17 protein-coding genes and 1 riboswitch are annotated in these 23629 nt (G+C 71.7%); of the genes, 13 read left to right on the forward strand and 4 right to left on the reverse strand.

What is annotated here, in order from left to right:
- Positions 1 to 1317: SUKH-4 family immunity protein (locus ABT300_RS09925; protein WP_351673778.1), on the forward strand; the 1317-nt coding region annotated here is incomplete at its 5' end.
- Between the two features lie 236 nt (positions 1318 to 1553).
- Entirely contained in the window at positions 1554 to 2438 is an 885-nt protein-coding gene (locus tag ABT300_RS09930) for a coiled-coil domain-containing protein (protein ID WP_351673779.1), read from the forward strand.
- A 172-nt stretch (positions 2439 to 2610) separates the two neighbouring features.
- On the opposite strand, the gene ABT300_RS09935 is transcribed toward ABT300_RS09930, so the two are convergent.
- Together ABT300_RS09935 and ABT300_RS09940 are read right to left on the reverse strand one after the other, a co-directional pair.
- A complete protein-coding gene (locus ABT300_RS09935) occupies positions 2611 to 4221 on the reverse strand; it encodes a sodium/solute symporter (protein WP_351673780.1) in 1611 nt (536 codons plus the stop codon).
- Positions 4218 to 4718: a DUF485 domain-containing protein gene (locus tag ABT300_RS09940; RefSeq protein ID WP_351673781.1), complete on the reverse strand. Its 501-nt coding sequence runs from the start codon at positions 4716 to 4718 to the stop codon at positions 4218 to 4220. The genes ABT300_RS09935 and ABT300_RS09940 overlap by 4 nt, the downstream gene beginning before the upstream one ends.
- 772 nt (positions 4719 to 5490) lie before the next feature.
- Between ABT300_RS09940 and ABT300_RS09945 the strand changes: the two genes are divergently transcribed.
- The 3 genes from ABT300_RS09945 to mfd all read left to right on the forward strand — a co-directional run bounded on the left by ABT300_RS09945 (position 5491) and on the right by mfd (position 12872).
- Positions 5491 to 6279 (forward strand): ABC transporter ATP-binding protein, encoded by a 789-nt coding sequence (locus ABT300_RS09945; RefSeq protein ID WP_351673782.1) that lies wholly within the window; start codon positions 5491 to 5493, stop codon positions 6277 to 6279.
- A complete protein-coding gene (locus ABT300_RS09950; protein WP_351673783.1) occupies positions 6276 to 8855 on the forward strand; it encodes an ABC transporter permease in 2580 nt (859 codons plus the stop codon). The genes ABT300_RS09945 and ABT300_RS09950 overlap by 4 nt, the downstream gene beginning before the upstream one ends.
- 483 nt (positions 8856 to 9338) lie before the next feature.
- On the forward strand, positions 9339 to 12872 hold the full coding sequence (gene mfd / locus ABT300_RS09955) for a transcription-repair coupling factor (RefSeq protein WP_351673784.1): 3534 nt from the start codon (positions 9339 to 9341) through the stop codon (positions 12870 to 12872).
- A gap of 241 nt (positions 12873 to 13113) precedes the next feature.
- On the opposite strand, the gene ABT300_RS09960 is transcribed toward mfd, so the two are convergent.
- Entirely contained in the window at positions 13114 to 13299 is a 186-nt protein-coding gene (locus ABT300_RS09960; RefSeq protein ID WP_319279812.1) for an antitoxin, read from the reverse strand.
- 190 nt (positions 13300 to 13489) lie between these two features.
- On the opposite strand from ABT300_RS09960, the gene ABT300_RS09965 reads away from it, so the two are divergent.
- Positions 13490 to 14230 (forward strand): HNH endonuclease family protein, encoded by a 741-nt coding sequence (locus tag ABT300_RS09965; RefSeq protein WP_351673785.1) that lies wholly within the window; start codon positions 13490 to 13492, stop codon positions 14228 to 14230.
- 52 nt (positions 14231 to 14282) lie between these two features.
- On the opposite strand, the gene ABT300_RS09970 is transcribed toward ABT300_RS09965, so the two are convergent.
- Positions 14283 to 14678 (reverse strand): hypothetical protein, encoded by a 396-nt coding sequence (locus tag ABT300_RS09970; protein WP_351673786.1) that lies wholly within the window; start codon positions 14676 to 14678, stop codon positions 14283 to 14285.
- 275 nt (positions 14679 to 14953) lie between these two features.
- Here ABT300_RS09970 and ABT300_RS09975 point away from each other — a divergent pair, with 275 nt between their 5' ends.
- From ABT300_RS09975 to eno, 7 genes are all read left to right on the forward strand, one after another.
- A complete protein-coding gene (locus ABT300_RS09975; RefSeq protein ID WP_351673787.1) occupies positions 14954 to 15784 on the forward strand; it encodes a glycoside hydrolase domain-containing protein in 831 nt (276 codons plus the stop codon).
- A 226-nt stretch (positions 15785 to 16010) separates the two neighbouring features.
- A complete protein-coding gene (locus ABT300_RS09980) occupies positions 16011 to 16655 on the forward strand; it encodes a SurA N-terminal domain-containing protein (RefSeq protein ID WP_351673788.1) in 645 nt (214 codons plus the stop codon).
- 157 nt (positions 16656 to 16812) lie between these two features.
- The gene (locus ABT300_RS09985) at positions 16813 to 17901 is read left to right on the forward strand and encodes a nucleoside triphosphate pyrophosphohydrolase (protein ID WP_351673789.1); all 1089 of its coding nucleotides are present in this window, start codon (positions 16813 to 16815) and stop codon (positions 17899 to 17901) included.
- A 34-nt stretch (positions 17902 to 17935) separates the two neighbouring features.
- Positions 17936 to 19327: a cytochrome P450 family protein gene (locus ABT300_RS09990; protein WP_351673790.1), complete on the forward strand. Its 1392-nt coding sequence runs from the start codon at positions 17936 to 17938 to the stop codon at positions 19325 to 19327.
- A gap of 276 nt (positions 19328 to 19603) precedes the next feature.
- Positions 19604 to 20668: a LysM peptidoglycan-binding domain-containing protein gene (locus tag ABT300_RS09995; protein WP_351673791.1), complete on the forward strand. Its 1065-nt coding sequence runs from the start codon at positions 19604 to 19606 to the stop codon at positions 20666 to 20668.
- Positions 20669 to 20873: 205 nt separating this feature from the next.
- Positions 20874 to 21054, forward strand: a riboswitch (cyclic di-AMP (ydaO/yuaA leader).
- Positions 21055 to 21057: 3 nt separating this feature from the next.
- A complete protein-coding gene (locus ABT300_RS10000) occupies positions 21058 to 21765 on the forward strand; it encodes a transglycosylase family protein (RefSeq protein ID WP_351673792.1) in 708 nt (235 codons plus the stop codon).
- Between the two features lie 474 nt (positions 21766 to 22239).
- On the forward strand, positions 22240 to 23535 hold the full coding sequence (eno, locus tag ABT300_RS10005) for a phosphopyruvate hydratase (protein WP_057578620.1): 1296 nt from the start codon (positions 22240 to 22242) through the stop codon (positions 23533 to 23535).
- Positions 23536 to 23629 lie beyond the last annotated feature (94 nt).

Consider the following 23629-nt stretch of genomic DNA (forward strand, 5'->3'; position numbering starts at 1 on the left):
GGCGCCCCGGGCGCCGCCCCCGGCGTTCCGGGCGGGAACGGCTCAGCGCCCGGCGCTCCGGGCGCCGTCCACCATGCCGCGACGATGCTGGCCGGTCCGTCGGTCGGCGGCCCGGGCGCGCCCCCGCCGCCGCAGGCTCCCGGGGTCCCCGGTGCTCACGGGGTTCCCGGTGCGCCGGGTGCGCCGGGTGCGCCTGGTGCTCCCGGTTTCCCCGGTGGCGGTCCCGGCGTGCCTCCGGGGCCTCCCGGGATGGCTCCGGGCGTTCCGCAGCCGCCGATGCCGCCGGGAGCCATGCCGCCGCCGGGGCAGCCGCCGTCGTACGGGTATCCGCAGCAGCAGGGTCTGCCGACGGTCGGGCCCGGTTATCAGGCCGTGCTGCGCTTCCGGGCGCAGGACGGTTCGGAGCAGCAGCTGATCCGGCGTTCTGCTCCGGGCACCCCGCACCCGGAGTGGCAGATCTTCCACGAGCTGCGGGCGATGAACGTGCCGCCGGACCAGGTGCTGGAGCTGCACACGGAGCTGGAGTCGTGCGAGTTGCCGGGTGCGTACTGCGCGCGGATGATCCGGGAACAGTGGCCGCAGGCGCGGATCACGAGCATCGCGCCGTACGGCACGGATCATGCGAGCCGACAGCAGGGCATGCAGCAGTTGCTGGCGCATCAGGGCGAGTTGCACCAGGTGGCGGACGGTCCCGCGCGTCCGGGGCCGGTACGGGCGCCGCTGACCCCTGTGCAGCCGGCGCCGCCGGTGCCGCCGGAGGCGATCGGGCAGGAGCTGGCGGCGGTGTTCGGGCCGGCGGTGTTCCGGTTCGAGCAGGCGGCGGTGTCCCGGCAGGGTGTGCCGCCGGTGGTGGCGCACACCCTGGTGGTGGCGGGTCTGCCGGCGGACATGGGGCCGTTCTTCTGGGCGCAGGCCCAGCCGGGGCGGCCGGTGCCGACGCTGGCGGAGCTGGCGGCGGAGCGGGGTGTGCAGCCGGCCTCGGACGCGGGGTCCTATCTCGTCATGGGCAGCGACTTCGGCAAGGCGATCTGTGTCCAGTACGGCACGGCGAACATCGTCGCCGTGCCGGTGGAGGCGGGTCTGGGCGGTGCTCCGGTGCCGCCGCAGTTCGTGAACACGGGGCTGCCGGAGTTCGCGCGCAGTCTGGCGCTGCTGGGGCGGATGTGGCGGCTGCGGTTCGGCCTGAACCAGGAGCAGGCGGGCCGCTGGACCGTCGACTTCCAGGCCCAGTTGGCCTCGCTCGACCCGGCGGCGCTCGGTTCGCCGGAGAGCTGGTGGTCGGTGCTGCTGGAGCAGATGTGGGACGGACTGCTGTGACGGCGGGCCGCTGACCTGCCGTAGGACTCAGCGCTGCTGCCGTAGGGCTCAGCACTCAGGACGGCGCGATGCCGGGCCCGGTCGGAAGACCGGGCCCGGCCTTTTCGTGTCCGGGCGGTGACGCTGTTGACCGTGACCTGTACGCGGAGTGTCGCGTTATGAACACTTACACCCGATACATCAAGATATGCGCGAAATCATCATGTCGTGTCCGTCGGGTGGCGAGGGGTTCAAGGATGAGCAGCGCATCGGTGTCACCGCCGGGGTTCGTGACCGTTCGCGGCCGCGGTTACCGGCCCGAGCAGGTCGAGGCGTACACGGCCGCGCTCTGTGCCGACCGGGACGCGGCATGGGAGCGAGCCGCCCGGCTCACCGTCCTCGCCCGGCAGATGGAGGAGGAGGCCGAGCGGTTGCGCGAGGTCGTGACGGGGCTCGCGCCGCAGACCTACGAGTCCCTGGGGGAGCGTGCGCAGCGCGTTCTCCAGCTCGGGAGCGAAGAGGCGGAGGACGTTCGCGTGTGTGCGCGGCGTGCGGCTGCGGACGAGGTCGCGTACGCCGAGACGTGCGCCCTCGATACGCGCCGGGCGGCGCAGGAGGAGGCCGACGCGCTGCGCGCGGAGGCCGAGGAGCGCGCACGCCAGCGGCTGCTCGCGGCGCGCGCCGAGGCCGACGAGCTCCGCATCGGCGCCCGGCGCGAGGTGAAGGAGTACCGGGGCGAGGCGCTGGCCGCTCTGCGCGAGGTGCGACAGCGCACCGCCGCCATGCTCGCAGAGCAGCACAAGGAGCACGCCGAGCGGTGGGCCGCGGCGGAGCACGAGGCCGCCGGGCGGGCCGCCGCCCTCGACGCGCGGCACGCCGGGGCGGTGGCGCGCGCCGAGGCGGCGCTCTCCGAGGCGAAGCAGGCGTTCGCCGAGGCCGAGGAGTCGGCCCGCCGCGGCCAGGAGGACGCACATGCGCGTGCGGCCGGGATCCTCGCCGAGGCGCGCGCCCGGGAGGAGCGCACCGAGCGGGAGACGGAGCGCGTCCTGCGGGAGCACATCGCCCGCGGGGAGGACGTCCAGGCGCACATGGACCACGTCCGCAACAGCCTGACGGCCCTCACCGGGAGGGCGGTCGACTGACACCCTCCCGGCCGGTCGACTGACACCCTCCCGGCCGGTCGACTGACGGCGTCCCGGCCGGCCGGCGATCGGGTCGCCCGACGTTGCGGGGCGCCCGTCGCCCCGGGCGCCCGACGTCCCGTGGAGCCCGTCGTCGCCGTGCTCGTTCGACCCGCCCGTGCGTGAGGGGCCGTCAGTCGCCCCTGCGGACCGCGCCCGCCAGGATCCAGCCCTCCACCTCCTCGTACCGGCGGCGCTGCGCCTCCGCCTTGCGGTGGCCGGAGAGCACCGTGCCCAGCCAGCCGAGGGCGAACCCCAGCGGGACGGTGACGATGCCCGTGGTGGTGAACGGGAACCAGTTGAAGTCGGCCTCGGGGAAGGCGGAGACGGGCGAGCCGGAGACCAGGTTCGTGCCCGGCATGAGGAGCAGCACGGACACGGTCCCGCCGATGAGCGTGGTGAGCAGGCCCGCGCGGGTGTAGCGGCGCCAGAAGAGGCTGTAGACGAGGGCCGGGGCGAGGGCCGACGCCCCGAGGCAGAAGGAGAGGGTGACCAGGGGCTGCAGGCTGCGGTGCTGGACCTGGGTGGCCAGCAGGATCGTCGGGACGCCGACCGCGAGGGCGGACAGCCGGGCGACGAGCATCTCGCGCCGCGGCGACGTTCGCGGTTTCTGCGCGGCGAACACGTCGTGGGCGAGGGAGTTGGCGCAGGCGAGGATCATGCCGGCGACCGAGGCGAGGACGGTGAGGAAGATCGCCGTCGTGACGGTGGTGAGGAGGAGGGTCTCGGCGGTGGACACGTCCGCGCCGAACGCGGCCCGGGAGCCCAGCAGGTAGGCGGTGTTGCCGCGGGGGTCGGCCCGGGCGATCAGCGCACGGCCGACGAGCGCGGTGGCGCCGACCCCGACGACCGTCATGACCAGCACGAACAGGGCGACCGCGGACACCGCCCAGGACATCGAGCGGCGAACCTGGCGGGCGCTGGAGGCGGTGTACATGCGCATGGTGATGTGGGGCAGACACGCGCCGCCCAGCACGACCGACAGCTGGGAGACGATCATGTCGACGCGGGGGTAGGGGCCGTCGGCGAACTCCAGGCCGGAGCGCAGGAAGGCGCCGCCCACCCCGCTCCCCTCGGCGGCCGCGTCGAAGAGCGCGCCGGGGCTGCCGTCGAAGCGGTACAGGATGATCACCGCGATGACGGCGCCGGAGCCCAGCAGCGTGACGATCTTCAGCATCTGGATGAGCGCGGTGCCCTTCATGCCGCCGATCGCCGCGTAGCTGATCATCAGGACGCCCATGCAGACGACGCAGCCCGTCTTCACCGAGTCGCCGGAGAAGCCGAGGATGAAGGCCAGCAGCTGGCCGGTGCCCGCGAGCTGGACGAGCATCATCGGCAGGAGCGCGGCGAGGGTGACCGCGCACGCCGTGATGCGCACCGCGCGGCCGGGCATCCGGCGGGCGAGTGCGTCGCCCATGGTGAAGCGGCCCGCGTTGCGCAGCGGTTCGGCCAGCAGGAACATCAGCAGCATCAGGGAGAGCACGGTGCTGAGGGCGAGGACGACGCCGTCGTAGCCGCACAGGGCGATGACCCCGCCGGTGCCGAGGACGGTGGCCGCGGAGATGTAGTCGCCCGCGATGGCCAGGCCGTTGCGCAGCGGGGACAGGGAGCGGTAGCCGGTGTAGAACTCGTCGAGGTCGTCGCGGTCGGGGCCGGTCATCACGCACAGCAGCAGCGTGATCGTGGCGACCGCGGTGAACGCCACGAGGGACATGGTCTGGGCGTCGCCGGTGAGCTCGGTCATCGTCGGGCCTCCCCGGGGTGCGTGCCGCGGCGGTCCCGGGCTTCCCGCGCGGTGCGGGTGTCCCGTCTGGCGTCGATCTCGGCGAGTTTGCGGATGCGGTCGGCGAGCGGGTCGACGTGCCGGCGGGCGGTGCGCTCGTACAGGACGATCGCCAGCCAGGTGACCGGGAGCTGCAGCAGGGCGAGCAGCAGTCCGACGGGGAGGCCGGGCGCGGGCGTGCCGGTCATCAGGGACGGCGCGAACGCCGACAGGACGAGGAAGACGACGAAGTAGCCGAGCGCGGTGAGGGTCGCCACGCGTCGCTGACGGCGGTAGGCGCCGCGCAGGATCCGCAGATCGCTGTGGCGTCCGACGGGTGCGTGGCGGTCCGGCCGCGGTCGCTGCGGCTCGGGCTGCGGGGGCGGCGGCTGCCAGGGGTAGGTCGGGCGGGCGTACGACGGGCGGGGGTGTGACGAATGGGGGAACGGCGAGTGGGGGAACGACGGGTCGTGGGACATCCCGCTCCTTGCATGGCTCGGATCCGAGGCGGCGGACCGCAGGGAGGTGGGGGGCGAGGGAGGCACGTTACTCGGGAGTACGGTCGCTGCGAAGTCTTTTCTCCAAACTGGTCGGTCGGTATGCGCTTACTGTGTGAAACGGGCTCCCACCTGCGGTGTTACCCGCGTTAACCCGGTGTCTTTCCGTAGATGACGCGATCGCGTCCCGTATCCGCCCCCGCCCGAGCGGAAGACTGCGCGGAGGGCGGCGCGGAAGACCTGGCGGAGGGCGGGCGGCGCGGAAGACCTGGCGGAAGGCGGCGCCGACGGCCGAGGCCCCCGCACCCTTGTGTGCCCCTTGCATCCATCTGCCGGAACCCGGTTTTCCGCTTGACCCTCACGCGACGGGAGGGCCCAGCATGGGCGGGGCGGAGGGTGGAGAGACCCCGAGCGCGCCTCCACCTGGCGGTGGACAGCCCCTAGGGGTCCCTCCGCACTACGGCTGGGGGCGGGTTCCTTCCGGCGGAGGAGGAGAACCCCCCTGCGCCGTCCTTAACCTGGCTTTACGCCGTCGACGGGGGGCGGACGGGGACCGGCGGGGCGGTCAACCCCACCCACGGGGGGTGGGGTTAACCCCCCGGGAAGACGGGCCCGGGCACCAGCGCGCGGGCCCGCCTCCCGCCGACACACTTCTCGACGTAGCGCTTCACCGACCGGCGCCTCCGCGCACCGCACGGCGGCCACCGGTCCGACGCGCTCGTCCACCGCAGACTTTCGACTGAGGAGACTGACCGTGACTTCGGCTGTGACCATTCCCAGGCACGGGGGCACTGGAGGGCCTACGGCCGTTGCCGCGCGAGCGCGACAGGTCGTCAAGGCGTACGGGTCCGGGGAGACCCGGGTCGTCGCGCTCGACCACGTCGACGTGGACATCACCCGGGGCCAGTTCACCGCGATCATGGGCCCCTCGGGGTCCGGCAAGTCCACGCTGATGCACTGCCTCGCCGGTCTCGACACCGTCTCGTCCGGCCAGATCTACCTGGACGAGACCGAGATCACCGGGCTGAAGGACAAGAAGCTCACCAAGCTGCGCCGGGACCGGATCGGGTTCATCTTCCAGGCGTTCAACCTGCTGCCCACGCTGAACGCGCTCGAGAACATCACGCTGCCCATGGACATAGCGGGCCGCAAGCCGGACAAGGCGTGGCTGAGCCAGGTCGTGGAGACCGTCGGTCTCGCCGACCGCCTCAAGCACCGCCCGACCCAGCTCTCCGGCGGTCAGCAGCAGCGCGTCGCCGTGGCCCGCGCCCTCGCGGCCCGCCCGGAGATCATCTTCGGCGACGAGCCCACCGGAAACCTCGACTCGCGCGCCGGCGCCGAGGTCCTGGGCTTCCTGCGCCGCTCGGTCGACGACCTGGGCCAGACCATCGTGATGGTCACGCACGACCCGGTGGCCGCCTCCTACGCGGACCGGGTGCTGTACCTCGCGGACGGCCGGATCGTCGACGAGATGTTCAAGCCCACCGCCGAGAGCGTCCTCGACCGCATGAAGGACTTCGACGCGCGGGGGCGTACGTCATGACCGTGCTGAAGACCTCGATGCGCAACTTCTTCGCGCACAAGGGACGCATGGCGCTGTCGGCCGTGGCGGTCCTGCTGTCGGTGGCGTTCGTCTGCGGGACGCTCGTCTTCACCGACACGATGAACACGACGTTCGACAAGCTCTTCGCCGCCACCTCCTCCGACGTGACCGTGAGCGCGAAGGCCGCCTCGGACAGCGGTGAGACGACCGCCGACAACGGCAAGCCGCCGGTCATGCCGGCCTCCGTGCTCGACCGGGTGCGCAAGGCGCCGGGCGTGAAGTCGGCGGAGGGCGCGGTCTTCTCCAGCGCGGCGACCGTCGTCGACGCCGAGAAGGACAGCCTGTCGCCGTCCAGCGGCGCGCCCACCATCGTCGGCAGCTGGAACGGCAACGAAGCCCGCACCATGAAGATCACCGAAGGCGCGGCGCCCAAGGGCTCCGACCAGGTCATGGTCGACGAGGACACCGCCGACAAGCACCACCTGAAGCTCGGCGACGAGATCGGCGTGATCACCGCGGTCGGCACGCACACCGCGAAGATCTCCGGCATCGCCGCCTTCCAGGTCACCAACCCCGGCGCGGCGATCTTCTACCTGGACACCGCGACCGCCCAGAAGGCGCTGGTCGGCGAGGCGAACGTCTACACGAACGTCAACGTCACGGCCGCGGCCGGGGTCAGCGACGAGCAGCTCAAGAAGAACGTCGCGGCCGGGATCGGCGCCGACTACAAGGTGCAGACCGCGAAGGAGACCGCCGACGCCAACCGCAAGGACGTCGGAAGCTTCCTGGACGTGATGAAGTACGCGATGCTCGGCTTCGCCGGGATCGCCTTCCTCGTCGGCATCTTCCTGATCATCAACACCTTCTCGATGCTGGTCGCCCAGCGCACCCGTGAGATCGGCCTGATGCGGGCCATCGGCTCCAGCCGCAAGCAGGTAAACCGCTCGGTGCTCGTCGAGGCCCTGCTGCTGGGCTTCGTCGGGTCCGTCCTCGGCGTCGGCGCGGGCGTCGGCATCGCGGTCGGCCTGATGAAGCTCATGAGCATGACCGGCATGAACCTCTCCACCGACGATCTGACGGTCGCCTGGACGACGCCGGTGGTCGGCATGGTCCTCGGCATCGTCGTGACGGTGCTGGCGGCCTACCTCCCGGCCCGCCGCGCCGGCAAGGTCTCCCCGATGGCCGCGCTGCGCGACGCGGGCGCCCCGGCCGACGCCAAGGCCGGCGTCGTGCGGGCCGTCATCGGTCTGCTGCTCACCGGCGCGGGCGGCGCGGGTCTGTACCTCGCCTCCACCGCCGACAAGGCGGCCGAGGGCTCCATGTGGCTGGGCCTGGGCGTCGTGCTGAGCCTGATCGGCTTCGTGGTGATCGGCCCGCTGCTGGCGGGAGCGGTCGTGCGGGTGCTCGGCGCGGTCCTGCTCAGGGCGTTCGGCCCGGTCGGGCGGATGGCGGAGCGCAACGCGCTGCGCAACCCCCGCCGCACGGGCGCCACGGGCGCGGCCCTCATGATCGGCCTCGCGCTGGTGGCGTGCCTGTCGGTGGTCGGCTCGTCCATGGTCGCCTCCGCCACGGAGGAGCTCGACAAAAGCGTCGGCACGGACTTCATCATCCAGAGCGACAGCGGTCAGCGGATGACCCCGCAGGCCGTCCAGGCCATCAAGGCGACGCCCGGTCTGGAGCGGGTCACCGAGTACAAGTGGACCCAGGCCGACTTCACCACCCCTGACGGCAAGACGCTCGACAAGACGGCGATCACGGCGGCCGACCCGACCTACGCGACCGACCTGCGCGTCGAGACCGTCGCCGGCAAGCTCACCGACGCCTACCGTCCCGACTCGATGTCCGTCCACGAGAAGTTCGCCGAGGACCACCGGATCAAGCTGGGCTCCCAGATCTCCGTGGCGTTCAAGGACGGCTCCACCGCCCGGCTGACGGTCCGCGCGATCACCAGCAGCGACGCCGTCATCGACCAGGGCGCGATGTACACCTCCATTGCCACGCTGAAGAAGTACGTCCCGGCCGACAAGCTGCCGCTGGACCAGCTGGTCTTCGCCAGCGCGAAGGACGGGCAGCAGGACGCCGCCTACACGGCGCTGAAGACGGCGCTGCACGACTACCCGCAGTACACCGTCCGCGACCAGACCGACTACAAGCAGCAGCTGAAGGACCAGATCGGGCAGCTGCTGAACCTGATCTACGGCCTGCTCGCCCTCGCGATCATCGTCGCCGTCCTCGGCGTGGTGAACACCCTGGCCCTGTCGGTGGTGGAGCGCACCCGGGAGATCGGCCTGATGCGGGCGATCGGCCTCTCCCGCCGCCAGCTGCGCCGCATGATCCGCATGGAGTCGGTCGTCATCGCCCTCTTCGGCGCGCTCCTCGGCCTCGGTCTGGGCATGGGCTGGGGCGCGACCGCCCAGCAGCTCCTCGCCCTGCAGGGCCTGAACGTCCTCGAGATCCCGTGGCCGACGATCATCGGCGTGTTCATCGGATCCGCCTTCGTGGGCCTGTTCGCGGCACTGATCCCGGCGTTCCGCGCGGGCCGCATGAACGTCCTGAACGCCATCGCGACGGACTAGGGCGCAAACGGCCCGCGCCGCGGAGGCGGCCGGGGGCGCACGGCCCGGCATCGAGAAGGACGGGGGTCTTCTCGGTGCCGGGCCCTTTCGCGCGCCCGGCCGCCCCGGGGCGGCCGGGGCGGCCCGGCCCCTTCGGGCTGCGGCCGCCTTCGTGGTGCGGCCGCAGCCTGAAGGGGTGGCCACCTGCGGGGCGGGCGGTGTGGCCGACTCCGGGGCGGAGCAGCCGCCTCTGCCGCGGGGTGGTGCGGGCGAATGCCGCGGGGTGGTGCGGGCGAAAGAATCCGGTCATCGGCTCCCACCGGCCCCCGGGGTTGTCCACAGCCCCCGGCGAACATCCCCGCCCCGTCGTACCCTGGACACCCCCGCCCGTGTCACGCGTCGGGCCCTTCGCGTTGCCCACCCCGGACCGGGTGCACCCGTGTCACCGCGAGAGACATCCCGCGAGGACGAGACGTGCCCGGGCCCCTCGACGGAAAGCCCTCCATGAGCCTGCACGGTCTGCTCGACGCCGTCGTCAAGGACGCCGCCCTCGCGGAAGCCATCCCCGCGGCCGCCGACGGCAACCGCATGCACGTCGATCTGGTCGGTCCCCCGGCGGCCCGTCCGTTCGCCATCGCCGCCCTCGCCCGCGAGACCGGCCGCACCGTCCTCGCGGTGACCGCCACCGGCCGCGAGGCCGAGGACCTCGCCGCCGCCCTGCGCTCGCTGCTCCCGCCGGACGGCGTCGTCGAGTACCCCTCCTGGGAGACGCTCCCGCACGAGCGCCTCAGCCCGCGCAGCGACACCGTCGGCCGCCGCCTCGCCGTGCTGCGCCGGCTGGCCCACCCACGCCCGGACGACCCGGAGACGGGCCCCGTCTCGGTGGTCGTCGCACCCGTCCGCTCCGTGCTCCAGCCGCAGGTCAAGGGGCTCGGCGATCTGGAGCCGGTGGCGCTGCGCTCCGGCGGGACCGCCGATCTGAACACGATCGTCGAGGCGCTCGCAGCCGCCGCCTACGCCCGCGTGGAACTCGTCGAGAAGCGCGGCGAGTTCGCCGTCCGAGGCGGCATCCTGGACGTGTTCCCGCCCACCGAGGAACACCCCCTGCGCGTCGAGTTCTGGGGCGACGACGTCGAGGAGATCCGCTACTTCAAGGTCGCCGACCAGCGCTCCCTGGAGGTCGCCGAGCACGGCCTGTGGGCCCCGCCATGCCGCGAACTGCTGCTGACGGACGACGTGCGCACGCGTGCGCGTGACCTCGCCGAGCGGCACCCGGAGCTGGGCGAACTGCTCCACAAGATCGCCGAGGGGATCGCGGTCGAGGGCATGGAGTCCCTGGCCCCGGTGCTCGTCGACGACATGGAGCTGCTGCTCGACGTCCTGCCCAAGGGCGCCATGGCCGTCGTCTGCGACCCCGAGCGGGTCCGCACGCGTGCCGCCGACCTCGTGGCGACCTCGCAGGAGTTCCTGCAGGCCTCCTGGGCGGCCACGGCGGGCGGCGGCGAGGCGCCCATCGACGTCGGCGCGGCCTCCCTGTGGTCGATCGCCGACGTCCGCGAACACGCGCGCGAGCTGGACATGATGTGGTGGTCGGTGTCGCCGTTCGCGGCCGACGACGAGCTGGACGACGGCACGCTGAAGCTCGGCATGCACGCTCCGGAGACCTACCGCGGCGACACGGCGAAGGCCCTCGCGGACACCAAGGGCTGGCTCGCGGACGGCTGGCGCGTCGCCTTCGTCACCGAGGCGCACGGCCCGGCCGCCCGCACGGTCGAGGTGCTCGGCGGCGAGGGCGTCGCCGCCCGTCTCGACAGCGACCTGACCGAGCTGAGCCCCTCCGTCGTGCACGTCTCCTGCGGCTCGATCGACTACGGCTTCGTCGACCACGCGCTGCGCCTCGCCGTCCTCACCGAGACGGACCTGTCGGGCCAGAAGGCGGCCGGCAAGGACGGCGCGCGCATGCCCGCGCGCCGCCGCAAGACCATCGACCCACTCACCCTCGAGGCCGGCGACTACATCGTCCACGAGCAGCACGGCGTGGGCCGCTACATCGAGATGGTGCAGCGCACCGTCCAGGGCGCCACGCGCGAGTACCTGGTCGTGGAGTACGCGCCCGCCAAGCGCGGCCAGCCCGGCGACCGCCTCTACATCCCCACCGACCAGCTGGAGCAGATCACCAAGTACGTGGGCGGCGAGGCCCCCACGCTGCACCGGCTCGGCGGCGCGGACTGGACCAAGACGAAGGCGCGCGCGAAGAAGGCGGTCAAGGAGATCGCCGCCGACCTGATCAAGCTGTACTCGGCCCGCATGGCGGCCCCCGGGCACGCCTTCGGCACGGACACCCCGTGGCAGCGCGAGCTGGAGGACGCCTTCCCCTACGCGGAGACGCCCGACCAGCTCACCACCATTGCCGAGGTCAAGGACGACATGGAGAAGACGGTCCCCATGGACCGCCTGATCTGCGGAGACGTCGGCTACGGCAAGACGGAGATCGCGGTCCGCGCCGCCTTCAAGGCCGTCCAGGACGGCAAGCAGGTCGCCGTCCTCGTGCCGACGACGCTGCTGGTGCAGCAGCACTTCGGCACGTTCAGCGAGCGGTACGCGCAGTTCCCGGTGAAGGTCCGCGCCCTCTCCCGCTTCCAGACGGACGCGGAGGCGAAGGCCACCCTGGAGGGACTGCGCGAGGGCTCCGTGGACGTCGTCATCGGCACCCACCGGCTGTTCTCCTCCGAGACGAAGTTCAAGGACCTCGGACTGGTCATCGTCGACGAGGAGCAGCGTTTCGGCGTCGAGCACAAGGAGCAGCTGAAGAAGCTCCGCGCGAACGTGGACGTCCTGACGATGTCGGCGACCCCCATCCCGAGGACCCTGGAGATGGCGGTGACGGGCATCCGCGAGATGTCGACGATCACCACGCCCCCGGAGGAGCGCCACCCGGTGCTCACGTTCGTCGGCCCCTACGAGCAGAAGCAGATCGGCGCCGCGGTCCGCCGCGAACTGCTGCGCGAGGGCCAGGTCTTCTACATCCACAACCGGGTCGAGTCCATCGACCGCGCGGCGGCGAGGCTGCGCGAGATCATCCCCGAGGCGCGCATCGCCACCGCGCACGGCCAGATGTCGGAGACGGCGCTGGAGCAGGTCGTCGTCGACTTCTGGGAGAAGAAGTTCGACGTCCTCGTCTCGACGACGATCGTCGAGTCCGGCATCGACATCTCCAACGCCAACACGCTGATCGTGGAGCGCGGCGACACGTTCGGCCTGTCGCAGCTGCACCAGCTGCGCGGCCGGGTGGGCCGGGGCAGGGAGCGCGGCTACGCCTACTTCCTCTATCCGCCGGAGAAGCCGCTCACGGAGACCGCCCACGAGCGGCTCGCCACCATCGCCCAGCACACCGAGATGGGCGCGGGCATGTACGTGGCGATGAAGGACCTGGAGATCCGCGGCGCGGGCAACCTGCTCGGCGGCGAGCAGTCCGGCCACATCGCGGGCGTCGGCTTCGACCTGTACGTGCGGATGGTCGGCGAGGCCGTCGCGGACTACCGGCGTCAGCTGGAGACGGGGGAGATCGAGGAGGAGCCGCCGCTCGAGGTCAAGATCGAGCTGCCGGTCGACGCGCACGTCCCGCACGACTACGCGCCGGGCGAGCGGCTGCGTCTGCAGGCCTACCGGGCCATCGCCTCCGCCAACTCGGAGGACGACGTCAGGGCGGTCCGCGAGGAACTCGTCGACCGGTACGGCAAGTTGCCCGAACCGGTGGAGAACCTGCTGCTGGTGGCGGGGCTGCGGATGCTGGCGCGCGCGTGCGGCGTGGGCGAGATCGTGCTCCAGGGCGCCAACATCCGCTTCGCGCCGGTGGAGTTGCGCGAGTCGCAGGAACTGCGTCTGAAGCGGCTGTACCCGGGGTCGGTCATCAAGCCCGCCGCGCACCAGGTGCTCGTACCGCGTCCGAAGACCGCGAAGGTCGGCGGCAAGCCGCTGGTCGGGCGGGAACTGCTGGGCTGGGTGGGCGAGTTCCTGGCCACGGTGCTGGGCTCGTAAGGGCGGCGGACGGGGAGGACCCGGGCCGCCGCAGGCCGGCGGGCCGACGTCCCGGGAAGGAACCGTCCCGGGAACGTACCGTCCCCGGAAGAAACCCTCCTCGGAAGAAACCCTCCCCGGAAGAAACCCTCACCGGAAGAAGCCGTCCGCGGAGCGGCCTGCTCCGCGGACGGCCACGTCAGGCTCCCGCGTTCTGCGGGACCGGCGGCGTCCAGGCCCGGCGCGCCAAGGGCTGTGCGCGCTACGGGTTCTCGGGCCTGTCCTCGTCCATGCCCATCCGCTTGTGCAGCTGCTGCTGACCCGAGTCGACCTGGGACTCGTACTTGTCGCCCGTCTTCTCGTTGATCCGCCGCTCCGCGGCGTCGGACATGTCCCTGGCCTTGTCCTGTGCCGCCTTGTTGCTCTTGAACCTGTCGAAGATGCCCATGCAGAGCTCCCTTCCCGGAGGTGACTCTCCACCGACGATATTCCCGTGATGTACGGGATGCCCACTTAAGGCCGTTGTGGTCTGGACCTCCCGGCTGCCTCCGCGCGCCCCTCGCTAGGGTGTGTGCCGGTCCACGTCAGGGGAATCCGCCCTGTGCGGGACGGGCAGCGGCCGGACAGGGGAGGGGCGCGTGAGGCGTCTGAGGGGTGGAGCGGCGGTCGCCGTCGCGTTGGCATGCGCCGTGACGGCGGCCGGCTGCAAGGAGCAGACCGCCGGGGCGGGCTCCCGTGGCGCGGGTGCGACGGCGGGCGCGGGAAAGGCGGGAGGAGGGGCGGCCCTCGCGGCGGCCGAGTCGCTGCCGGTGAAGGGGCGGGCCCCCAAGACCGGTTACGACCGGGAGCAGTTCGGCTCCGCGTGGGCGGACACGGACTCCAACTCCTGCGACACCCGTGACGACATCCTCAAGCGGGACCTGAAGCAGGTGAAGTTCACCGGCGGCGTGTGCAAGGTGTCCTTCGGCGTGCTGGAGTCGGATCCGTACTCGGGGAAGGGCGTGACCTACCGGCGCGGCAGCAGCAAGGTCGACATCGACCATGTCGTCGCCCTGTCCGACGCCTGGCAGAAGGGCGCCAAGTACTGGGACGCGGCCAAGCGGATAGCGCTGGCCAACGACCCGCTCAACCTGCTCGCCGTCGACGCGAGCACCAACCGTTCGAAGGGGGACGGCGACACGGCGACGTGGCTGCCGCCCAACAAGGCCTACCGCTGCACGTACGTCGCGGCGCAGGTCGCCGTGAAGAAGAAGTACGAGCTGTGGGTCACGCAGGCGGAGAAGTCCGCGATGGAGGAGGTGCTGTCGGCCTGCCCCGCGCAGCGGCTGCCCGCCGGGGGCAACCCGACCAAGGCCCCGGGCCGCTTCCGCGCGGGGTGAGCCCCCGGGGTCATGGGTTCAGGGCCCCCGGTTCGGGGCCGCCGGCTGACGGCTACCGGCCGTACGGGTACCCGTGCTGGTACGGGTTCGGGCTCGGGTGGCCCGCTCCGTACGCCGGGGCCGCCGGGGCCTTCTTGTCGAACATCGCGAACAGCAGCATCCCGGTCGCCATCAGCAGGGTGATGAGGAACATGCCGCCGAAGTAGGCGTCCGAGTCGTCGTTGTCGGAGGCCACCGTGGCCGTCACGATCGCCACTTCGTACAGCGCGAACGAGCCGAAGGCCACCCAGTCCGAGGACAGGCCGCGGCGGATCCCCACATAGAGGAACGGCACCCACGCCAGGAAGCCCAGCGAGAGCCATACCAGCACCACCCAGGCGAGCCGCTCGAACCAGCCGCCCTCCAGCCGTCTCGCCGTGCCGGTCACGGTCGTCGTCGGCATCGTCATGTCGCCCCCCAAGGTCACCCGGGAGCAAGGGTAGGACATGGGCGGCCCGCGTCGGGCCCCCGCTTCTTTACCGTGACGTAAGTGAATCTTGTGCCGCTCCCGACGTACCGTTTCCCGTTCACGGGGATGCCTCGGGGTACCGTGCGTGCGGCGCCGCGACGTCGAGTCGACGCCGTATCGTCGTACCGGTCGAGGGGAGAGACCCGTACGACGCCGCCGTGCCGGCGAGGACGCCGTACGCGCAGAATCACAGACGAACGATGGGGTGGGGACGCATGGCCGAGCACCGGCAGTCCAGGAAGCGCAGATACATCACGTGGGGCGTGGCCGGCGCGGCCGTCCTCGCGGGGGCCGGGATAGCGGCGCAGACCTCGATGGCGGCCACCGTGTGGCCCGCCCAGAAGACGTACACCGGCCGTGCCTTCGACGCCTGCACCGCGCCCTCGCTTGCCGCGATGAAGGCCTGGAAGACGGACGGCTACTACGGCGGCGCCGCCGTCTACGTCGGCGGCAAGAACCGCGGCTGCGCCCAGCCCAACCTGACCGCGTCGTGGGTGAAGTCGGTCAACACGCTCGGCTGGAAGCTCATCCCGCTCTACGTCGGCGCGCAGCCGCCGTGCCAGACCGGCTCCAGCCCGGAGAAGATCATCGCCTCCACGGCCACCTCCCTCGGCGCCACGGACGCCGCGGACGCCGTCGCCAAGGCCTCCGCGCTCGGCATGAAGGCCGGCAGCCCGATCTACCTCGACATGGAGGCGTACGACATCACGAACAAGTCGTGCAACGACTCCGTGCTGGCGTACGTCCGCTCCTTCAGCAAGACGCTGCGCGCCAAGACGTACCGGGCCGGCTACTACGGGTTCAGCAGCTCCAGCGCCAAGGCGATCGCCACCGCGACGAACAAGACGGACCTGCCGGGCAACCTCTGGTACGCGCTGTGGGACAAGAAGGACACCACGACCACGGACTGGCCGTGGGGCGCGACCCAGTTCACCGGCCACAGCCGCGGCCACCAGTACCTGGTCAACAGCAAGGAGACCCGCGGCGGCTACACGATCACCGTGGACCGCGACTCCTGGGACGCGCCGGTCGCCCTGGTCGGCTGAGAGCGCCCCGAACCCGCCGAGCCGACCGCCCGCACCGACGGGCGGGCGGCGACCGGGCGGCGACCCGGGCGATGGGTGAACGGGGAGCGGGCGGGCAGTGGGCGCGGCGGTGCCGGAAGTCCTGGTGAATCGTTGGTCGAATGGGTTGGCCGCAGCCGCGCCACTGCCTACCATCGATCACCGCAAGACCTTGTGCACCGCCGCACAATCTCCTCGGGAGGCTTCCTTGCACCGCCGTCGTCGCACCGCGCTCCTGCTGTCCGCCGCGATCGCGGCGGCCCCTCTCCTCACCGCCTGCGGCAACGACGCCCATCCGGGTGCGGCGGCCGTCGTGGGCGGTCAGCGGATCACCGTCTCCCAACTGGAGAGCCGGGTGGACGAGGTGCGCTCCGCGCAGCGCGCGGCCGTCACCGACGACGCCCAGTACGCGCAGGTCGTCGGCCAGACCGGCGGGCTCGCCCGGGACACCCTGCACGGCATGGTCCTCGACCAGGTGCTGCACCACGCCGCCGACGACGCGGGCATCACCGTCACTCCGCGCGAGGTCCAGGAGATGCGGACCGGCCTGGAACAGCAGGCGGGCGGCGCGAAGGGCCTGGAGACGGCGTGGCTGCAGCAGTACGGCATCCCGCCGCAGCGCCTCGACGAGAACCTGCGTCTCCAGCTGGAGGCCCAGAAACTCGCCGCCCAGCTCGGCACGACCACCAGCCAGCCCGCGTTCTGGAGCGCTCTGTCCAAGGCGTCCACGTCTCTCGGCGTCGACCTCAACCCGCGCTACGGCAGCTGGGACGCGCAGAAGGTCGCCCGCGTCGACGCGAAGACCCCGTGGGTGCGGGAGGTCACGGCGACCGGGACCAAGCAGACGACCTGACCCCATGCGCACAGTGCGCGGCGCGACCCGTGATCGGACGCGCGACGCCGTGAGCGACGTGCCCCGCCATCGATCCGACCATGTGATCGTGTGACCGGAAGGCCTGCCCTGTGGACGACTTCCGGGGCAGGCCGCGGACGTGGGTTACGTTCGGGGGGTGAACGCCATCAGCTCCGCCGACGCCGACGCCGCAGTCACCGCCCCGGGCCGCGTCGTCCTGCTCACCACCAGCCACCGCGTCGCCCCCGGTCTGCTGTCCTGGCCCGCCTGGCAGGCCCTGCGCGCGGCGGACCGGGTGCTGTGCGCGGACGGCGCGCACCCGCAGCTGCCCTATCTACGGGACGCGGGCATAGCGGTCGAGGAGAGCTCGCCGACCGCCGAGGAGCTGGTCGCCGCCTGCGCCGGGGGCCGCACCGCGGTGGTGGTGGCGACCGGCGAGGGCGAACCGGCCCTCACGGACGGTCTGGCCCGGCTGGCGGGCTCCGGCCGGGTGTCGATGCCGGAGCTGGAACTCCTCCCCGCCTCCTACGACCTGCCGGGCGCCCGGCTGCTCGACCTCGTCCAGGTCATGGACCGCATCCGCGAGGAGTGCCCCTGGTCCTCGCAGCAGACCCACCAGGGCCTGGCGAAGTACGCGATGGAGGAGGCGTACGAGCTGGTCGAGGCGATCGAGGACGGCGACCGCGACGAACTCCGCGAGGAACTGGGCGACGTCCTGCTCCAGGTGGTGTTCCACGCCCGGATCGCCGAGGAGGACGAGGAGTCCCCGTTCTCCGTCGACGACGTCGCGGGCACGATCGTCGCCAAACTCGTCCACCGCCACCCCCATGTCTTCGGCGACGCCACCGCCACCACGCCGGAAGAGGTCAAGGAGCACTGGCTGCGCACGAAGGCGGTCGAGAAGCGGCGGGCGTCGGTGACCGACGGCGTTCCGCTCCACCAGCCCTCGCTGGCTCTCGCGGCGAAGCTGGTCGCGCGAACCCGCACGGCCGGGCTGGACGTGCCGCTGCCGGCCGCCGAGGGCGTCGGCTACGAGCTGCTCGCCCTCGCCGCCCGGGCCGAGTCGCAGGGCGTGGACCCGGAGGCGGCGCTGCGGGCGGCGGCCCGGTCCTACCGGGACGCGATCCGGGTCGCCGAAGGCCTCCCCGACCGCCCGTCCCCGTCCTCGCCCTCGTCCCTGTCTCCGTCGTCGTCCGGGTCCTCGTCGTCCGAGCCCTCGTCCCCGTCGTCGGGCGAGGGAGCGTGACGGAGCGCCTCGGGAAGCCCGCTACGGTCGGGGAGTGACCGACCCGACCCACCCGAACGGCCCGACCCGTCCGACCGAGCAGACCGGCTCGGCCCGCTCGTCCCGGCCGTCCCCGGCCGACGCGCCGCCCGCTCCCGAGCTCTTCACCTGGGAGTTCGCCACCGACCCCTACCCCGCCTACGCCTGGCTGCGGGAGCACGCCCCGGTGCACCGGACCGCGTTGCCGAGCGGGGTCGAGGCCTGGCTGGTCACCCGGTACGCCGACGCCAAGCAGGCCCTCGCCGACCCGCGGCTGTCCAAGAACCCCGCACATCATGACGAGCCCGCCCACGCCCGGGGCAGGACCGGCATCCCCGGGGAGCGCAAGGCCGAGCTGATGACCCATCTGCTCAACATCGACCCGCCGGACCACACCCGGCTGCGGCGACTCGTGAGCAAGGCCTTCACCCCGCGTCGCGTCGCCGAGTTCGCGCCGCGCGTGCAGGAGTTGACGGACCGGCTGATCGACCGGTTCGCCGCCGAGGGCCGTGCCGACCTCATCCACGACTTCGCCTTCCCTCTCCCCATCTACGCGATCTGCGACCTGCTGGGCGTCCCCGAGGAGGACCAGGACGACTTCCGCGACTGGGCCGGGATGATGATCCGGCACGGCGGGGGCCCCAGGGGCGGCGTCGCCCGGTCGGTGAAGAAGATGCGCGGCTACCTGCTGGAGCTCATCCACCGCAAACGCGCCGGACTCCCCGACGAACCCGCCCCCGGCGAGGACCTCATCTCGGGTCTGATCCGCGCCTCCGACCACGGCGAGCACCTCACGGAGAACGAGGCCGCCGCGATGGCCTTCATCCTGCTGTTCGCCGGCTTCGAGACGACGGTGAACCTCATCGGGAACGGCATGTACGCCCTCCTGACCCATCCCGCACAGCGCGAGGCCCTGCAGCGGTCCCTCACCGAGGACGGCGGCGACCGGGCCCTGCTCGCCGCGGGCGTCGAGGAACTGCTCCGCTACGACGGCCCCGTCGAACTCGCCACCTGGCGGTTCGCGACCGAGCCGGTCGTCATCGGCGGCCAGGACATCGCAGCCGGCGATCCCGTCCTCGTCGTGCTGGCCGCCGCCGACCGCGACCCGGCTCGCTTCACCGACCCCGACACCCTCGACCTCTCCCGCCGTGACAACCAGCACCTCGGCTACGGCCACGGCATCCACTACTGTCTGGGCGCCCCGCTGGCCCGGCTGGAGGGCCAGACCGCGCTCGCCGCCCTGCTCACCCGGCTTCCCGACCTCCGACTGGCCGTGGAACCGGCGGAGTTGAGGTGGCGCGGCGGCCTCATCATGCGCGGCCTGCGCACGCTGCCGGTCGAGTTCGCCCCCGCCCCCGCCCCCAAGCCCGCGCCTGGCCCGGCGTCCGACGGATCCGTCGGCCCGTGACGGATCCGTCGGCCCGTGACGGGTCTGATCTGACCGGAGGGGTCTGACCGGAGGGGTCTGACCGGGCCGTCCGACCAGGAGGTCTGACCGGGTGTCAGCCCGGATTGTGACCATACGACGGAGTAAAGGTGACCGATCCTCAAGTCTGTGATCTTCACGTGATCTGCGCGGCATTAACTTGTGACAAGTGATCGTCTGCCGATACGTTCACTCGTCAGCGCGACGCGTCAGCTCACTCGCCCGCGCCGGCACTGCTGTCCAGAGAAAGGCCCTCGCATGCTCTCCGGGAACGGTCGTCACCGTCGCCCCCGCCAGGCGCCCGCGCTGCTCGTCGCGGCCGGGGTGACCGGCTCCGCCATCGCCATCCCGCTGCTCGCCGCCTCCGGTGCGAGCGCCGCGGACGGCACCGTGTGGGACAAGGTGGCGCAGTGCGAGACCGGGGGCTCGTGGAGTGCCGACGGCGCCGGCGGCGAGTCCGGCGGTCTGAGCCTCACCCAGCAGGACTGGAACGCCTACGGCGGACTCGACTACGCGGCGAGCCCCGACCTGGCCAGCCGTAACCAGCAGATCGCCGTGGCCCAGAAGGTGCTCGCGGCGAAGGGCGTCGGCGCGTGGGGCACGTGCGGGCTGACCTCCGGGCTCACCAAGGAGAACGGCGCGCTGGCCGTGGACACCGGAGTGGCGGGCGATTCTTCGGGTTCGTCCGGCTCATCGGGTTTGTCGGACCTGTCGCGAGGGCTGTCGGGTTCTTCGGGCTCCTCGGGTTCTTCGGATTCCGGCGGCGACTCGACCGGCTCCAGCGGTTCGACCGGATCAGCCGGATCGACCGGATCGACGGGATCATCCGCATCGTCCGACTCGTCCGGCGATTCCTTGAGTTCACCCTCTGCGTCGCCTTCATCCCCTTCGTCCCCATCGTCCCCTTCTGCCGCCTCCGGCGACTCCGGCGGGGCCGGCCGTCAGGGCGACCCGCAGGCGGCCGACGGCTCGACCTCGGGGACTCCGGATGCGGACGACTCGGACAAGTCGGTCCAGGATGTGGGTTCCTGGAACCTCGTCGACACCGGCGCACTCGGCTCCGGCCGCCATCGCGGCACCACGGCCGACGAGCCGGCGGCCGAGGGCGCCGACGCCGGGACCGGCGGTGCGTCCACCGCCTCGACGGGGCGGCATGCCGCGGCCGGCTATGTCGTCCAGGAGGGCGACTCCCTCGCCTCCATCGCCGACTCCCTTGGCCTGCACGGCGGATGGCGTGCCCTCTACGCCGAGAACAAGGACGTCATCGGCCCCGACCCGAGCGACATCACCCCCGGTCAGACCCTCGACACAGGGGTCCAATAGGGCGCAAAGCCCAAGAAAAACAGCGGGAGTTCACGTCACGCTTCGCGCCGAATGTCCGATTTGGCGAAAGTGTGGGATGAGTCTCAGAAGCCCTGATCGTCTTTGAAATTCCGCGGATCGCGTGTCTACGGTCGTGACCGCTCGGCAACCCGAGCCCCGGCCGTCGCAACGCCGAATCCTGCCAGCGGCTGCCCGGGAACAGTCGTCGCGTCAAGCGCCGTAGGCAGGAGCGGGGGACCCAGGTAAGTGCCGCACCGGGAAGTCACCGGAGCGGCTTGGGGTGAAGCCACCCCTCCACGGAGCGAGGTCTCCGACGGAGGAGCGGCCGGGCAACTCACTTGGCCCGAACCCGACAGCTCACCTCGCAGGCGTCGGTGAGGGGATCCACCATGCTGTTTTCCGGTAAGGGCAAGCACCGTCGTCCGTCCAAGGCCACCCGCGCCGCCGCTCTCGCCGGTGTCACCGGCGTCGCCATCGCCGCCCCGCTGCTGGCGGCCGGCAACGCCTCCGCCGCCACCGCCTCCGAGTGGGACGCGGTCGCCCAGTGCGAGTCCGGCGGCGACTGGTCCATCAACACCGGCAACGGCTACTACGGCGGCCTGCAGTTCTCGTCCTCCACCTGGGCCGCGTACGGCGGCACGCAGTACGCCTCGCAGGCCAACCAGGCCTCCAAGGCCCAGCAGATAGCCATCGGCGAGAAGGTCCTCGCGGGTCAGGGCAAGGGCGCCTGGCCGGTCTGCGGCAAGGGTCTGTCGGGCGCCTCCTACGACGGCGGCGGCGCCTCCTCGAACTCGGGCTCCTCCAGCTCCTCCGGCTCGTCGGACAGCAGCAGCTCCCGCTCCACCGAGCAGAAGAGCAGCTCCCGCTCCACCGACCGTCCGGCGGCCGCCAAGAAGTCCAAGACGGTCACCACCCCGACCGGCGAGAAGGTCAAGAAGGGCGACGGCGAGTACAAGGTCGTCAAGGGCGACACCCTCAGCTCCATCGCCGAGAAGCACAAGGTCAAGGGCGGCTGGCAGAAGCTGTTCCAGCTGAACAAGGACATCGTCCAGGACGCCGACCTCATCTACCCGGGTCAGCAGCTGCACCTGAAGTGACAGCCGGCTGCCGATGTCGGCGCTGACGTCGATGCCGACGTCGATGCCGACGCCGGCGAAGCCGCAGCGCTCTCCCGGTGAAGGCCGCTGCCCGAGGGCCGCGTGAAGGTCCCCTGCCTCCCCCCACCCCCCACGGGCTCCCCGTCCCGGTGCGTGTTCCCCCGTACGCACCGGGACGGGGTTTTTCTTGCACCCGTCGGGCAGCGCCCGCCCGGCCCTTCGGGCAGCCGCCCGCCCCGCCCCCGCCGACAATCGTCCGCCCGCCCCTGCCGGACGGCCGCCCGCCCGGTTTCGCGCACTGTTTCCGCGGTCTTTCGGACGGCTTTCCCCCGCCGCTTTGTTCCGGACAGGAACAATGTGTACGGTCAGTCCGTCCACGGGACGGTCGGTCGGTGGCCGACGCTCCGCAGACGGTTAGGCTCTAGGCGCAAGGCCACGCGCCGCGCACTTTCAGCGTCACATCCCATGAAGGAGATGCTCGTGCCGTCCATCGACGTCGTCGTAGCCCGGGAAATCCTGGACTCCCGAGGCAACCCCACGGTCGAGGTCGAGGTCGGCCTCGACGACGGCAGCACGGGTCGTGCCGCCGTCCCGTCCGGCGCCTCCACGGGCGCCTTCGAGGCCATCGAGCTGCGCGACGGTGACCCGAACCGCTACCAGGGCAAGGGCGTCGAGAAGGCCGTCCTCGCCGTCATCGAGCAGATCGGCCCGGAGCTCGTCGGCTACGACGCCACCGAGCAGCGCCTGATCGACCAGGCCATGTTCGACCTGGACGCCACCGACAACAAGGGCTCCCTCGGCGCCAACGCGATCCTCGGCGTCTCGCTCGCCGTCGCCCACGCCGCCTCCGAGGCCAGCGACCTCCCGCTCTTCCGCTACCTGGGCGGCCCGAACGCGCACCTGCTGCCCGTTCCGATGATGAACATCCTGAACGGCGGCTCGCACGCCGACTCCAACGTGGACATCCAGGAGTTCATGATCGCCCCGATCGGCGCGGAGTCCTTCTCCGAGGCGCTGCGCTGGGGCGCCGAGGTCTACCACACCCTCAAGAAGGTGCTGAAGACCAAGGGCCTGTCCACCGGCCTCGGCGACGAGGGCGGCTTCGCCCCGAACCTCGAGTCCAACCGCGCCGCGCTCGACCTCATCATCGAGGCCATCCAGCAGGCCGGTTACGTCCCCGGCGAGCAGATCGCGCTCGCGCTCGACGTCGCCGCGTCCGAGTTCTACAAGGACGGCAAGTACGAGTTCGAGGGCAAGTCCCGCTCGGCCGCCGAGATGACCGAGTACTACGAGGAGCTCGTCTCCGCGTACCCGCTCGTCTCCATCGAGGACCCGCTGTACGAGGACGACTGGGCCGGCTGGAAGGTCATCACGGACAAGCTGGGCGACAAGGTCCAGATCGTCGGCGACGACCTCTTCGTCACGAACCCCGAGCGCCTGGCCCGCGGCATCGAGGAGGGCTCCGCCAACGCCCTGCTCGTCAAGGTCAACCAGATCGGCTCGCTGACCGAGACCCTCGACGCCGTCGAGATGGCCCAGCGCAACGGCTTCAAGTGCATGATGTCCCACCGCTCCGGCGAGACCGAGGACGTCACCATCGCCGACCTCGCCGTCGCGGTGAACTGCGGCCAGATCAAGACCGGCGCCCCGGCCCGCTCGGACCGCGTCGCCAAGTACAACCAGCTGCTGCGCATCGAGGAGATCCTCGACGACGCCGCGGTGTACGCCGGCCGCTCCGCCTTCCCGCGGTTCCGCTCCGCGAACCACTGAGCGAGGCCGACGCCTGACCCCACCCGGGGTAAGGCCTAGCCAGTCGCACGAACGTCCCCGTACTCGGTCCCGTACCGTGTGCGGGGACGTACGC

Origin of the sequence: Streptomyces sp. NPDC001027, assembly GCF_040299045.1 — a bacterium.
In the GTDB taxonomy this organism is placed as follows: Bacteria; Actinomycetota; Actinomycetes; order Streptomycetales; family Streptomycetaceae; genus Streptomyces.

Coding starts and splice junctions, on each gene's coding strand:
- ABT300_RS09930 (WP_351673779.1), top strand. CDS start 1,554: ATGAGCAGCGCATCGGTGTCACCGCCGGGGTTCGTGACCGTTCGCGGC.
- ABT300_RS09935 (WP_351673780.1), bottom strand. CDS start 4,221: ATGACCGAGCTCACCGGCGACGCCCAGACCATGTCCCTCGTGGCGTTC.
- ABT300_RS09940 (WP_351673781.1), bottom strand. CDS start 4,718: ATGTCCCACGACCCGTCGTTCCCCCACTCGCCGTTCCCCCATTCGTCA.
- ABT300_RS09950 (WP_351673783.1), top strand. CDS start 6,276: ATGACCGTGCTGAAGACCTCGATGCGCAACTTCTTCGCGCACAAGGGA.
- mfd (WP_351673784.1), top strand. CDS start 9,339: ATGAGCCTGCACGGTCTGCTCGACGCCGTCGTCAAGGACGCCGCCCTC.
- ABT300_RS09960 (WP_319279812.1), bottom strand. CDS start 13,299: ATGGGCATCTTCGACAGGTTCAAGAGCAACAAGGCGGCACAGGACAAG.
- ABT300_RS09970 (WP_351673786.1), bottom strand. CDS start 14,678: ATGACGATGCCGACGACGACCGTGACCGGCACGGCGAGACGGCTGGAG.
- ABT300_RS09975 (WP_351673787.1), top strand. CDS start 14,954: ATGGCCGAGCACCGGCAGTCCAGGAAGCGCAGATACATCACGTGGGGC.
- ABT300_RS09995 (WP_351673791.1), top strand. CDS start 19,604: ATGCTCTCCGGGAACGGTCGTCACCGTCGCCCCCGCCAGGCGCCCGCG.
- ABT300_RS10000 (WP_351673792.1), top strand. CDS start 21,058: ATGCTGTTTTCCGGTAAGGGCAAGCACCGTCGTCCGTCCAAGGCCACC.
- eno (WP_057578620.1), top strand. CDS start 22,240: ATGCTCGTGCCGTCCATCGACGTCGTCGTAGCCCGGGAAATCCTGGAC.